The organism is Pelagicoccus mobilis (assembly GCF_016595505.1).
Taxonomy (GTDB): Bacteria; Verrucomicrobiota; Verrucomicrobiia; order Opitutales; family Opitutaceae; genus Pelagicoccus; species Pelagicoccus mobilis.
Map to the genome: position 1 here is coordinate 11,885 of NZ_JAENIL010000023.1, position 12,979 is coordinate 24,863.

Sequence of the window (12,979 nt, forward strand, 5' to 3'; positions counted from 1 at the left end):
GAAATAAAGCGAAAGTATAAGAAAATGGATACGCAAAGTACCGACCTAAAGACCCAAATCGGATTCGACCCGGAGACGGGTAAGAATTGTTACGACGAGAGCTCGCTTACCGAGTATCTTAACATAAAGCTGCGCTCGCGAGGGTTGCCGATTTATGGAGATGAAAGTGAGTTTCCGTTCCTCAAAATGGGGAATTCTCTCCTCAAGAGCGTGCAGGAAAAGAACCGGCTTCTAAAGCAGCATCTTTGCCCTGCGGACCAACGTATCCAGAAATACCTCGAGGATTTGTTCGAGCCTCTCGGCGCGGAGGAGCGACTCTGGTTGCCGTCTGAGACATTGATCATCGAACGCCATGGCATGGCGCGTGCCTTGTCGATCCCACCGAATGTAGACAAGTTCGAGTCGGACATCGTTAGCTCGTTCCGCACGAAGCAAGGTATCCTCAACAACCCGAAGAGCGACCGACGTACGACGAAGGGCGTTTTCCACGTCGCAGAAGGTGGTCTGCCGATCGCTGCCGATAAGAAGCAGGTGCCGCTTGTTGCGTTCAAGGGCTTGCTTGCGAAGGCGTTGACGCCGCCAGACAGCCTGCTCGAGCTGCCGTTTACCGCGGCTCAAGAGGAGAAGGCGCGTACGTTCGTTTCGCTTCTGCTACGTCCGCTTGTGCAGCCTGCGGTTGCGGGGGTGACTGAAGAGAAGCGTATGGAAGTTCGCTTTTTTGCTCCTGGCAACATGACCAGTAACCTCGACTTCGTTGAGTCGATCTTCGGCAATGCCGGTGATCCGTTCTTGGCGGAAAACGATGCTGGTTTGGATGTGAAAAACTGGTCGGGCCACACCGGCTGCGTTATTCTTGCTCCACACCTGATTTACACGAAGAAGAAGGACCTCGGCCTTCCACACATTTCTGAAGCGACCGAGCGTCAGAAGCGTGATGGCATGTGTTGGGAGAAGGACGATGAGCTCTACAACGATGGGGGTGCGTTCAAGATCACTTCTCGTGATTCTCGTGGTGTCGTCGTTACGCTGATCGCTGACAACTACTACGGTTACTGCAAGAAGGAGGTTAAGACTCAGATCTCTTACGCTTCCAATCTCTACGGTAACGTTGAGGAAGAGCACGCTGGTGGCGCGCTCGCGTTTGCGAGTTACGATCTGGGTGAGGACTTCCATCTCAGCAAGTACACGCTCACAGTCGATCACACTTATGACGAGGCGGTTAAGGCGCTTGGTGAGTCTGTAGATTTCAAGCCGGAAGGTTACGCAATCGATAAGAAGTATTCAGATATCTTCTACGTTCCGGAAGGTTCTCGCTTCACGCTAACTGATCAGAAGATTTCTTGGGTTCTTGCGGGAGTCGAGCACGAGCTCAAGATCCAGCCGGACAACACTTACATTCTCCCGTCTGGTTATAAGGTGGAAATGACGCAGCCGATGGCGGGGCGTCGTTGGAGACTGCTCGGGACAAGCGCTGTCGGCACCTATTGCCACAAGCCTTGTACGGTATCAGGTGGCGGTAAGTCTGAAATTTCGAAGTCGCTGACTGATGCGATCGTAGCAGGTCCAGTATTCACTGCGGATCTCAAGAAGGATTTCGATATTGTAGAGGAGATTGTCAGCAAGAACTACGGGGCTCGCTACAAGGATGCGTCATTGAACCGCAAGGACACGCGTCCGCTCCTCAGCACTGACCGTTCTCTTGGTTCTGTAATCAAGTTGCTCTCGCCATCTCCTGCTTACACGGACGAGTACAACGAGTGGCTCGACAGTATTCCTGGATACGTCATCGACATCGTTCTCGTTGTTAAGCGTTTCTATAAGGATGACTGGGGCACGGGTTGGCGTGACCGCTTTAGCGTGGATATCGTGAATGGCCGCCCAGGTAACGAGCTCAAGTATCGCGATCAGAAGCTGATTTCTCAGTACCTCCGTGTTGGATTTGCGGAAGATGGTTCATGGCGCGTGTTCAGCCTTCGTAAGGACTTCTATCCTGCGTCCAAGATTCAGACTGAAGATGACATCTCTTCTGCTGTGGTTGTGCCGGCTGAGCATTTGGACGGTCTCGATCGTGGCGCGAAAGGCTATCGCTCGCTCAAGTTCATCCAGAACTGTGAGTACCGTCTCTTCCAGCGTCCGGACGAAGCGATCCACCGTGGTTACGATAAGACTACGGAAAAGGATTTTTCCGGGAACGGTTTGTTCTTCTCGAACTATGAGCCGCTCACTCGCGACTATTCGAATGAGATGGTTAAGGACGCGATTCGTTTCGGTCAGTTCACGCAGGGCATGCAGGACTGTATCCTCGACTTCAATGCTGCGGGGAAGCCGGACTACGTGATCTCTTCTTCCAATCCGCGTTTGGTTGATGGAGTTCCGACTAAGAATCCACGTTACCTGCAAAACCGCCTCGATCTCGAAGACGAGCGCAGCGTTTACGTGGCGAATGTGGGAGCGGCTCTTTACCGTCGTCTCGCTCCTGGCACGAAGCCTCACTTCCCGGTTAACTGTGTTCTTCCTGGCCGCCGTAACAACGGTCCGTCGGAAGGTATCCGCGCGTTGGCTCCGTTTGGACCTGTTCACTACCAAGAGCTGCCAGAGGCCTTTATGGACTTCATCGCTAGCTTGACTGGTAAGTCTCCATCCACAACCGGAGCAGGTTCGGAGGGAGCTCTGACAAAGGGCCCATTCAATGCTCTGCTTCCTATCGTGGACATGAATCAGGCTCTGGTTTCGTATATCGTTACTGGATACGAGTGCTTCATTTCTTCTGCAGGTTGCGTTGGTCCGAACTTCCGTTGCGACCACGACATCAGCTTGCTGATTCCTGAGATCTGGTGTCGTATGAAGCCGGACGAGCGTCGTGCAGCGTACATGATTGAAAAGGGGTACCTTGAGCCGTGTAAGGATTTTGAATACGAAGGCGAAACCATCGAGGCGTCTCGTCTTGGCTACCGTATCACCAGCGAGTTTGTTCAAGCGTTTGGTGGTCGTGTATTCTCGAACCCGCGCTCCGTGTTCCCGGAAGACATCCTTCGTCCGGAACAGCAGGACATGGCGATCTACGTTGACGCCATTAAGAACATCGTTGAGACGCAGCGTCGTATCGCGCTCAACTACTTCGATGATGGTTCGATCGATGATGCGTGTCCTCCGCTCAAGGCGCTTCTCCACATCATGGCGCACGGCGAGTACGAAGGCATGACTTATCACGATCCGGAATTTCGTAAGCTTTTCTCTTATGAAGAGATGGTTAAGAGCGACTGGTACAAGGCGCGTCTCGATGCGAAGCAGAAGGTCGACGTTTCTCTCTGGGAACGCCACCAAGCTTACCTTGACAGCTATCTCTCTCAAGAGCTCAACGAGGGCATGGGCGATCGAATCGAGGAGGAACGTCTGCGTGGTGCGATCGCGCGTCGTCTCGAGACTTTCCGCTCAGAAGAGTACCGCAAGAATCTCGACGGCTGTATTGGCGTCGATCCGAGCGTGTATAAATAAGAGCTAGCTACTTCTGTCTTTTTCTCTTTCGAGCGTCAGATCTGCGGATCTGGCGCTTTTTTGTTGCTGAAGGAGGGTTGGCATGAGGTTGGCGCTGCCCATGCTAATTGGGAGTTGGTTTTGACAACTCTAAACCCACGAATCCGATGAATGAAATTGTGCAATGGCTCGTTGGTAATCCATCGCTTGCCTTGGTCTCTTCCTATGCCTGTTGCGGAATGGCTGTTCTCCTTGGTTCATCAAGGAAGCGTAAGCTGCGACGCTCTGGATGAGGTCGATCAGACTGAAACCGAAAACGACGCCAGGCCTTCGGGCCTGGTGTTTTGGTCTGAGGGGCTTGCTTTTCAGTTGGACACTGGGCTTGATCGTCCTCAATAGCGGTTTCGGTTTTAGAGTGGTGCTTTGGCCGCTCTACTGGGAATTTCAAAAGGACTTTATTATGAAAACGAAGGCTCTAGTCGCCGGAATTCTGATCGCGATCCTCAACGGACTGATGTTCGTGGAGTCGCTCTCCGTGTTTAACGTTTACTTCGTCTCTGGGGCGATTGCGCTTGCTCTGTGGTTAGTGCTCAAGGCAGTGACTGCGGGAGAGGTCCCGAAGGCTGAAGAGGAGGCTGTTGTTCCTCCGACTCCGGAGCCGATCGCTCCACCGCCTGCCCCCAAGAATGCCGCCGAGGCTGAGGTGGTTGCTGTCTTGGCGTCTTTACAAAACAAGGGCCGCTTGGTCGATTTCTTGATGGATGACATCAGCAAGTACAGCGATGCCCAGGTGGGAGGTGCGGCCCGTGTCGTGCACCAAGGCTGCAAGGCTGCATTCTCAGAAATGTTCACAGTTGAGCCTGTCGCGACTGAAGCCGAGGGGGCTAAGGTAACTGTGCCGGTTGATGCAGGAGAAATGTACCGTTTGTCCGGTTCGATCAAAGACGATGGACCGCATAGTGGCACGCTCGTCCATAAGGGCTGGAAGGCGAGCAAGGTGAACTTGCCGCGCGTGATCAAGAATGAGGACGGGCAACTGCCTGCAATTGCTCCGGCTCAGGTGGAAGTGAAGTAGGGAATTGGGATACGGTATCCTGTTAATCGCGTGACAAGCACGCTCCCACATAGGGGGAAATGTCTTTGGGAAATGGAAAAGAAATTTGTACTGGGGATCGATCTCGGGACGAGCAATAGTGCGGTGACGCTGTGCAATCTCGAGAGTGGTGAGAGTCGAACCGTTGATGTGACGCAGATATTAGCTCCGAATCAGATTGGAGAACGGAGCTCTTTGCCGTCGGCATTGTATCTACCAAATGGGGACGAGTTTTCTGTAGAGGCGATCAAGTTGCCTTGGGATGAAGGAGGTTCTCGTGTTGTCGGTATTTTTGCTCGAGAGCATGGTGCTCAGGTTCCGGATCGTTTGGTGACTTCGGCGAAGTCGTGGCTTTCGAATCCGCACGTGGACCCACAGTCTGCAGTTCTTCCGTGGAACTCGGAAATTGAGAGCGGTAAATTGTCGGCGGTTGAAGCGTCGCGACTCTACCTTGAGCACATCAAGCAAGGCGTCTTGTATGCCGCGCGAATGGAAGGGCGTGAATGGAATCTCGACGAAGCCCAGATCGTGCTCACTGTGCCGGCTTCCTTTGATGAGGTAGCTCGCAAGCTGACTTCAGATGCTGCCTTGGCAGCTGGATTGCCTGAGCCCGTCTTGCTTGAGGAGCCGCAAGCCGCGTTCTATGCGTGGACAGATCGAGTCGGCTCGGAGTGGCGTAAGCAGGTGCAGGCGGGCGATGTGATTCTCGTTTGTGATGTCGGCGGCGGTACAGCTGATTTCAGCCTGATCGCGGTCAGTGAGCAGGACGGGAATTTGGCGGTGGAGCGTATCAGCGTGGGTGAGCACATCTTGCTGGGGGGTGATAACATGGACCTTGCTCTCGCTTACACTCTGCAAGCTCAGCTTGAAGACGAGGGAACCGAGATCGACGACTGGCAGTTTCTCGCATTGATTCATACAGCAAGTCAGGCGAAGGCGAAGCTCTTTGAGGATGCGGGTTTGAGTGAGTTGCCGATTGCGATCCCGTCACGCGGATCGAGTTTGTTCGCGGGAACGGTATCCACTGTTCTGGCACGCGAGACTTTAGAAGGTGTGGTTATTGACGGTTTCTTCGCTTTGACGGGAGCGGACGAGATGCCGGAAGAGGAGGGCGGTGCGGCCCTGCAGGAGTTTGGTTTGCCGTACGCTTCCGATGCTGTGGTAAGTAAGCACTTGGCGCGTTTCCTCGCTCGTAGTTTGCAGAACGTTAAGACGAGCGAGTCTTTGTCAGCTCTGATTGGCGATCAGGCGAGTGCTTTGGAGGGCAGTTTGCTCAAACCGACTGCGGTGCTTTTCAATGGAGGTGTCTTCAAAGCGGATGCTATTCGAGCACGCGTGCTAGAGTTGCTAGCGTCTTGGTGTGGAGATGCTCCTCGAGAGTTGGAAGGTTTTCAGCCAGACTTGGCCGTTTCTAAAGGGGCGGCAAGTTATGGTCGCAATCGTGTTACAGGGCAGGGGATCCGAATTCGTGCGGGTTCGGCTCGATCTTACTACCTTGGTCTAGAATCTTCGCGTCCAGCAGTGCCTGGTTTTAAGCCACCGATCAAAGCTGTTTGTGTGGTGCCCCAGGGAATGGAAGAGGGGAGCTCGCATCTGTTGGAAGGTCGTTCTTTTGGTTTGGTGACAGGCAAGCGGGCGGTGTTCCGTTTCTTCGCATCGGAGATCCGGAGCGGCGACAAACCGGGCGACTTGGTGAACAAGGCCGACAAGGTTTTGGAAGAGACCAGCAAGTTGGAAATCACTTTGCCTCCGATGGATGAATTCCCGGAAGGGCAGCCAATTCCCGTTGTATTGAATTCCGTCGTAACCGAGTTGGGGAATTTGGAGCTTTGGATGCAGCACGTTGATTCCGAGCAGAAGTGGAAGGTCGAGTTCCAGGTGAGAATGGAATGATTTTCTGCCCACTAAGGACACGAAGGATCACTAAGTTTTTGAGTTCTAAACTCTTCGTGTAACTTCGTGATCTTCGTGGGCGAATAAAAGTTCTAGATGAACCCTAGGTATAGTATTGGTATTGATCTTGGCACTACGAATTGTGCTTTGTCGTTTCTCGAGCTTGGGAAGGATGATGCTCAGTCGCAGGTTTTGCCGATTCCGCAGCTTGAGGAAAAGATCACTCAGGTTGAACGTGATGTGCTGCCATCGTTTCTTGCTTGGAATGGTGTAGGGGATTGGACTGCGGGGCTCTTTGCTCGAAATCGATCGAGAGAAACGCCGGATGCAGTGATTCATTCTGCAAAGTCTTGGCTTTGTCATCACTCTGTGAGCCCGGAGGCGTCGATCCTGCCTTGGAAGTCGAAGCTCGTTCCGGATGCGGAAAAACTGTCACCGATTGAAGTATCGGCTCGCCTGCTCGATTTTCTGAAGCGTGTTTGGGATCAGCGTTTTTCGGAGGAGGCTCCGTTTGTTGATCAAGTGGTGACGATTACTGTGCCGGCCTCGTTTGACGCTGCGGCTCAAGCGGCAACCTTGGAGGCCGCGAAGCAGGCGGACTATCCGACTGAAGTTCGGCTTTTGGAGGAACCGCAGGCTGCGTTTTACCGTTGGCTAGATGGAGCTGATTCAAAGAGGGACGGTCTGAAGAAAGGTGAGCGTATCCTTGTTGTGGATATCGGAGGCGGCACTTCGGATTTCAGTTTGTTTCAGGTTGGAGATGTTGAGGATGACCGCCCTCGGATTGAGCGGGTCGCCGTCAGCGATCATTTGCTTCTCGGCGGCGACAACATCGATCTAGCTCTCGCGCATGCGTTGGAATCTGAGCTTTCGCCCAATGGCGAGGAGTTGAGTGTTGATCAGTGGGGGCATTTGATAAGCCGTGCTCGAGAGCTAAAGGAAGCGTGTTTGAGCGAGGGGGCTGGGGATGATAATCAGCTCTCGGTTTCCCTTCCCAGTCGCGGCTCGGGCTTGCTTGCGGGAACGCTATCGACCGAAGTTTCCTCTCAACTCGTTAAGGCAATGATTCTCGAGGGATTCTTTCCGGAGTGTTCGGCAGGCAGCAAAGCTGAGAAAGCGGAGGGTGGTCTCCTTGAGTGGGGCTTGCCGTACGCTGTCGATTGTGCGGTGACTCGGCATTTAGCCGAGTTCCTTGGAGCGGATGCTCGTGTCGATCGTGTACTCTTCAATGGGGGAAGCTTGTCGGCTCCGCTGATTCGAGAGCGATTATTGGAGCAACTTGCGGCATGGCAGGGGGATGAAGCCCCGGCGGTTTTAGAGAATGAGGAAACCTATTTGGCTGTTGCTCGTGGAGCTGCTCGTTTCGGCGAGATTTCGCAACGGGGTAAACGGCAGATTGATGCCGGAGCTGCCCGGGCAATCTTTTTGGAAGTCGAAGGTTCTGCATCGGGAGATGCTCGAGCTGTTTGTGTCCTGCCAAAGGGAGCCCAGCCGGGGGAACGATTTGATGTTGGGATCGAAGGATTGAGTTTGCGGGTTAATCAGCGGGTGGCGTTCAACGCGTTTCATGCTGAGGATTCGAACGAGTCACCAGCGGGATCGTTCTGCAGTTCGATGGGGAAGCGTGTTCTTCCTGCTTTGGAGGCGACGATCGAGTCGGAAGGTCGAGACTCTGTACCAGTTCGTCTCGTAGCAGGCGTGAACGAAGTCGGGCTATTGTCGGTGGCCTGTGAGGCGTTGGAAAGCGACGAAAGCTGGCCGCTGGAATTTAGTCTTCGAGCTGAGTCGACGGAAGCGAACGCGGGTGTGGCTGAAGTGCTGGAGGTGGATTCGGTTAAACTGGCTAAGGTAGCAAGAGCCTTGAAAGGAGGACTTTCGGTGCGTGATCCAAAAGCCTCTCGTGTCTTCTCCGATATGGAGCGAGCGGCTGGGGCTAAGAAGCACGAATGGGAAATCGCTTTTTGCCGTGCTTTGACTGCTGAACTGCTGGAGTTGGAGAGTGTCTCCTCGAGAGGTGACTCTGTTGCGGAGGGATGGCTGCAGCTCGCTGGTTATTTGATGCGTCCTGGTTTTGGAGTCGCTGGCGACGAGGATCTTCGAGCTCGCTTATTTCGAGTGGTCGAAAACCTCGAGTCCCGCCCTGCAAAAGTGGAGGTGCAGCGTTTGATCTTTTTGCGTCGCGTCGTGGCTGGTTGTTCTGAGGGGGAGCAGAGTCGGATTTTTGATGAGGAATTCGAGGTCCTTGCGAAGACCAAGCGGGGGAGGTCAGAGAGAATCCGATTGTTAGGGATGCTGGAGAAGGTCGATCTGGAGAGAAAGAACCTGCTCTTTGAGGAATTGATGAGTCGATTGGATTCGGCCCTCGGTGGCGAAGGTGATGTCGGCGCGGTGCTAGCTGGTTTGGCAGGCCTATTGAATCGAGTTCCCTTTAATGCAGGCGAAGACCGAGTGATGTCTCCTGATTGTGTTGCGTCTCTATATAATAGAGTAGCCAAGTTGGATTGGAAAGAGAGTCGCTACGCGGAACTGGTTTCCTTGTTCCTGAGAGCGGCGAGGGTGGTGGACGATCGATCTCTGAATGTGCCCTCGCGACTTGGGCGTAAGATCGTTGGTAAGCTAGAAAAGTCGGGGGTCGCTTCAACGCGCTTGTTGCCCTTGCAAGATTTCGTTCCGGTAAGCCGCGAAGAGAAGGCGAAGAGTTTTGGTGAAGCTTTGCCGCCGGGCTTGTTGATCGAGGGGGCTTGAGACGCGATTTTCTAGGGAGTTCACCTGTCTTGTTACGCTTGAGCGTCATTTTTCTGCTTTCAGGCGACTATTGTGCTTGATGAGCGGCCAGTGGCGCCCCAAACCGGTCGTCCTTCAAAATTTCCCGCTACATAGGGAGGCCCCTCACGAGCGTCCCGCCCAGTATAATTCGCAGGAAAAAAGCAGATTCAGCCGGTGAACGGGCTGCGTCTGCTTTTTGATCTATTTTCGGTGAGAAAAAACTTGCCGAAGTACCTTCAAACGATACGTTCACGCTCTTTTCTCAAAATTTCACACCATGCCTACAATTAACCAGTTAGTCCGATTGGGCCGTAAAGTGATCAAGGCGAAGTCCAAGTCACGTGCCCTCGAAGCAAACCCATTCCGTCGCGGTGTGTGCGTACAAGTCATGACGCGTACGCCTAAAAAGCCGAACTCCGCTATCCGTAAGGTAGCAAAGGTGCGTTTGACCAATGGTTACGAAGTGATCGCTTACATTCCTGACGAAGGGCACAACCTCCAGGAGCACAGCATCGTTCTCGTGCGTGGTGGTCGTGTTAAGGACCTTCCAGGTGTTCGTTACCACATCGTCCGTGGTACTCTCGATGCTCAAGGCGTTGAAAAGCGTCGTCGCAGCCGTTCCAAGTACGGTGTGAAGCGTCCTAAGAAGTAATCTCTAATTTTATAAGACAATGTCACGTCGCAGAAGAGCTACTAAAAGACCAGCAAAGCCAGACGCACGCTACGGCAGCGTTCTCGTAGGTCGCCTCGTTAATACCGTCATGCGTGATGGTAAGAAGACCGTTGCTGAGCGCATCGTCTACTCCGCTTTCGAAAAGGTTGCCGAAAAGCTCGGCAAGGGTGATCCAATTGATCTCCTTCTTGGTGCACTCGAAAACGCACGTCCTCGCCTTGAGGTGAAGAGCCGTCGTGTTGGTGGTGCAACTTACCAAGTGCCAGTCGAGATTTCTTACGACCGCCAGGAGTCACTCGCTTTCCGCTGGATCGTTAATGCAGCTGCTGCACGTCGTGGTCTTCCAATGAAGGAAGCTCTCGCAGCTGAGATCGTTGACGCGTACAACAACACTGGTACTTGCGTTAAGAAGAAGGAAGATACTCACAAGATGGCTCAGTCTAACCGAGCCTTTGCTCACCTCCGCTGGTAGTTTAACCGGCCCCGCAGCTTTGCCTGTTTTGTTCTTTGTAAATGTCAGTTTCTCTCACAGCCCATTCGCCAAAAAACGGCGCCGACAGACCGGTGCCGATGGAATGGACGCGTAATATCGGCATCGCTGCCCATATCGACGCGGGGAAGACGACAACTACAGAGCGCATTCTTTATTATACAGGCGTAGTTCACAAGGTAGGCGAAGTTCATGACGGAAACGCCGTCACGGACTTCATGGAACAGGAGCGCGAGCGAGGTATTACAATTACCTCGGCCGCGATTTCTTGTAATTGGAAGGCGAGTTTTGGGCCTTTCGAAGGAGTGGACCATTTGGTCAACATCATCGACACTCCGGGTCACGTTGACTTTACTGCGGAAGTGGAGCGTTCCCTTCGCGTTCTCGATGGGGCAGTTGCCGTTTTCTGTGCAGTTGCTGGCGTACAGCCTCAGTCTGAAACTGTCTGGCGTCAGGCTGACAAGTACAACGTTCCTCGCATTGCGTTCATTAATAAAATGGACCGCGTGGGAGCTGACTTCCAAGCCGCTGTGGCGGACATGCGTGAGAAGTTGGGTGCCAACGCCCATCCGCTGTTCCTCAACATTGGCGCTGAAGAAGACTTCAAGGGAATGGTCGATCTCGTGCAGAACAAAGCGTTCTTGTTCGACGAGTCTGACGTGATGGGAGTCAAAACCATCCCGACCGAAATTCCAGCCGACATCGCGGACGAGGCAGCTAGCCTTCGCGAATCCCTGATCGAGGCAGTCGCTGATTTCGATGATGAGCTCGCAGAAGCTTACCTTAGCGGAGAGGAAATTTCCGCAAGCCAGCTCATCATCGCAATCCGACAAGCCACTATCGCCCTCAAGTTCGTTGGTGTGATCCCAGGATCCGCTTTCAAGAACAAGGGGGTTCAAAGTGTGCTCGATGCGGTTGTTAACTACCTCCCAAGTCCGCTCGACCTTCCAGCGACAGAAGCTCACGCTTCTGACGAATCGGAAGTCGCAATCGAAGCGGACGACGCTGCTAAGTCAGCAGCTCTCGCGTTCAAGCTCTGGAGCGACCCATATGTTGGTAAGCTCGTCTTTGTTCGCGTTTATGCGGGTACGATCAAGAAGGGTGATATGCTCTTCAATACACGTACTGGTAAAGGTGAGCGCGTTAGCCGTATTCTTCAGATGAAGGCAGATAGCCGTGAGGATCTCGAAGAGGTTCGCTCTGGCGATATCTGTGCTCTCGTCGGTATTAAGAATGTGGCGACAGGCGATACGCTCGTGCCAAAGGGCTACGACGTTTCTCTCATTCCTCCAAGTTTCCCAGAGCCGGTCATCTCTATGACCATCGAGCCGAAGACTTCTGCCGACCAAGAAAAGTTGGCTTCCGGTCTCGCTCGTCTCTCTGAAGAAGATCCTACGTTCGTTGTTAGCTCCAATCCTGAGACGGGGCAGACCATCATCTCTGGAATGGGTGAGCTTCACCTCGAGATCATTCGCGACCGTTTGTTTCGTGAATTCAAGGTCAGCGCTCGTTCTGGTGAGCCGCAAATCGCTTACCGTGAAACCATCACTGCTTCTGCTCGTGCGGAAGGTAAGTTCGTTCGCCAAACTGGCGGCAAGGGTCAGTACGGTCACGCGGTTATCGAAATCGAGCCACAAGAACTGGGGAAGGGGATCGAGATCATCGACGAAACAGTTGGCGGTTCTATTCCCAAGGAGTTCATCAAGCCAACTATGGACGGTATCCGCGAAGCGACTCTCAATGGTGTCGTCGCGAGTTACCCAGTTATCGATATCAAGGTTCGCATCGTCGATGGTTCGTTCCACGAAGTCGATTCCTCCGAAACCTCTTTTAAGATGGCTGGCATCTTCGCTCTTAAGGAAGCGATGAAGGAAGCCTCTCCTGTACTCCTCGAGCCAGTAATGAAGGTCGAGGTGGTTACACCAAACGAATTCCAAGGCGATGTGGTCGGAGACCTCAATCGTCGCCGCGGCCAGATCCAAAATTTGGAGACAAAGGGTGATCTGGGTTACATCTACGCAAGCGTCCCTCTCAAGACCATGTTTGGTTATGCGACTGACGTTCGCTCTCTCTCCAAAGGCCGTGCCAGCTACACCATGGAGTGGTCTAACTACGAAGTTGTTGCTCCGAAACAACTCGAAGAACTTCTCAACCAAAGTTGGTAAGTGCCAACGTAACTTTCTACCGAAACTAACATGACAGGACAAAAAATCCGCATCAGACTTCAAGGTTTTGACTATCGAGTAATCGATCAGTCCGCGTCAGAAATCGTGGATACAGCTAAGCGTTCCGGAGCTCGCGTTTCCGGCCCTGTACCCCTTCCGACACGTATCGAGAAGATATCCGTTAACCGTTCTCCGCACGTGGACAAGAAGTCCATGGAGCAGTTTGAGATTCGTACGCACAAGCGCCTTCTCGACATCATCGAGCCAACTGCGCAGACAGTGGACGAGCTCAAGAAGCTCAACCTACCATCCGGCGTAGACATTAGCATCAACGTATAACCAACCCGGATACTAAATATACAGACTTTCGATCGGCATCCTGTCGGTCGCTAATGTGGGTCTAATAAAAACGAAGGCATAAAGTC

The 12,979-nt window shown here is 53.1% G+C and carries 8 protein-coding genes; all 8 read left to right on the forward strand.

The genetic code is table 11. The features are described from left to right. Positions 1-24 precede the first annotated feature (24 nt). The 8 genes from JIN87_RS13260 to rpsJ all read left to right on the forward strand — a co-directional run bounded on the left by JIN87_RS13260 (position 25) and on the right by rpsJ (position 12,893). Entirely contained in the window at positions 25-3,495 is a 3,471-nt protein-coding gene (locus JIN87_RS13260) for a PPi-type phosphoenolpyruvate carboxykinase family protein (RefSeq protein ID WP_200356053.1), read from the forward strand. Between the two features lie 439 nt (positions 3,496-3,934). After that, positions 3,935-4,549: a DUF2760 domain-containing protein gene (locus tag JIN87_RS13265; RefSeq protein WP_200356054.1), complete on the forward strand. Its 615-nt coding sequence runs from the start codon at positions 3,935-3,937 to the stop codon at positions 4,547-4,549. Positions 4,550-4,621: 72 nt separating this feature from the next. Further along, positions 4,622-6,460, forward strand: a complete 1,839-nt coding sequence (locus JIN87_RS13270) for an Hsp70 family protein (RefSeq protein WP_200356055.1) — start codon at positions 4,622-4,624, stop codon at positions 6,458-6,460. A gap of 96 nt (positions 6,461-6,556) precedes the next feature. After that, entirely contained in the window at positions 6,557-9,205 is a 2,649-nt protein-coding gene (locus JIN87_RS13275; RefSeq protein ID WP_200356056.1) for a hsp70 family protein, read from the forward strand. A gap of 298 nt (positions 9,206-9,503) precedes the next feature. Continuing rightward, positions 9,504-9,878: a 30S ribosomal protein S12 gene (gene rpsL / locus JIN87_RS13280; protein ID WP_200356057.1), complete on the forward strand. Its 375-nt coding sequence runs from the start codon at positions 9,504-9,506 to the stop codon at positions 9,876-9,878. Positions 9,879-9,897: 19 nt separating this feature from the next. Further along, the gene (gene rpsG, locus JIN87_RS13285; protein WP_200356058.1) at positions 9,898-10,371 is read left to right on the forward strand and encodes a 30S ribosomal protein S7; all 474 of its coding nucleotides are present in this window, start codon (positions 9,898-9,900) and stop codon (positions 10,369-10,371) included. 41 nt (positions 10,372-10,412) lie between these two features. Beyond that, positions 10,413-12,554 carry an elongation factor G gene (fusA, locus tag JIN87_RS13290; protein WP_234033408.1) on the forward strand — a complete coding sequence of 714 codons (2,142 nt, stop codon included), beginning with the start codon at positions 10,413-10,415 and terminating at the stop codon, positions 12,552-12,554. Between the two features lie 30 nt (positions 12,555-12,584). Then, entirely contained in the window at positions 12,585-12,893 is a 309-nt protein-coding gene (gene rpsJ / locus JIN87_RS13295; protein WP_040898353.1) for a 30S ribosomal protein S10, read from the forward strand. Positions 12,894-12,979 lie beyond the last annotated feature (86 nt).

What these genes read in the sequence shown, in the direction of transcription:
- rpsJ (WP_040898353.1), top strand. Translation starts at nt 12,585, where the DNA reads ATGACAGGACAAAAAATCCGCATCAGACTTCAAGGTTTTGACTATCGA.
- fusA (WP_234033408.1), top strand. Translation starts at nt 10,413, where the DNA reads ATGTCAGTTTCTCTCACAGCCCATTCGCCAAAAAACGGCGCCGACAGA.
- rpsL (WP_200356057.1), top strand. Translation starts at nt 9,504, where the DNA reads ATGCCTACAATTAACCAGTTAGTCCGATTGGGCCGTAAAGTGATCAAG.
- JIN87_RS13270 (WP_200356055.1), top strand. Translation starts at nt 4,622, where the DNA reads ATGGAAAAGAAATTTGTACTGGGGATCGATCTCGGGACGAGCAATAGT.
- JIN87_RS13260 (WP_200356053.1), top strand. Translation starts at nt 25, where the DNA reads ATGGATACGCAAAGTACCGACCTAAAGACCCAAATCGGATTCGACCCG.
- JIN87_RS13275 (WP_200356056.1), top strand. Translation starts at nt 6,557, where the DNA reads ATGAACCCTAGGTATAGTATTGGTATTGATCTTGGCACTACGAATTGT.
- rpsG (WP_200356058.1), top strand. Translation starts at nt 9,898, where the DNA reads ATGTCACGTCGCAGAAGAGCTACTAAAAGACCAGCAAAGCCAGACGCA.
- JIN87_RS13265 (WP_200356054.1), top strand. Translation starts at nt 3,935, where the DNA reads ATGAAAACGAAGGCTCTAGTCGCCGGAATTCTGATCGCGATCCTCAAC.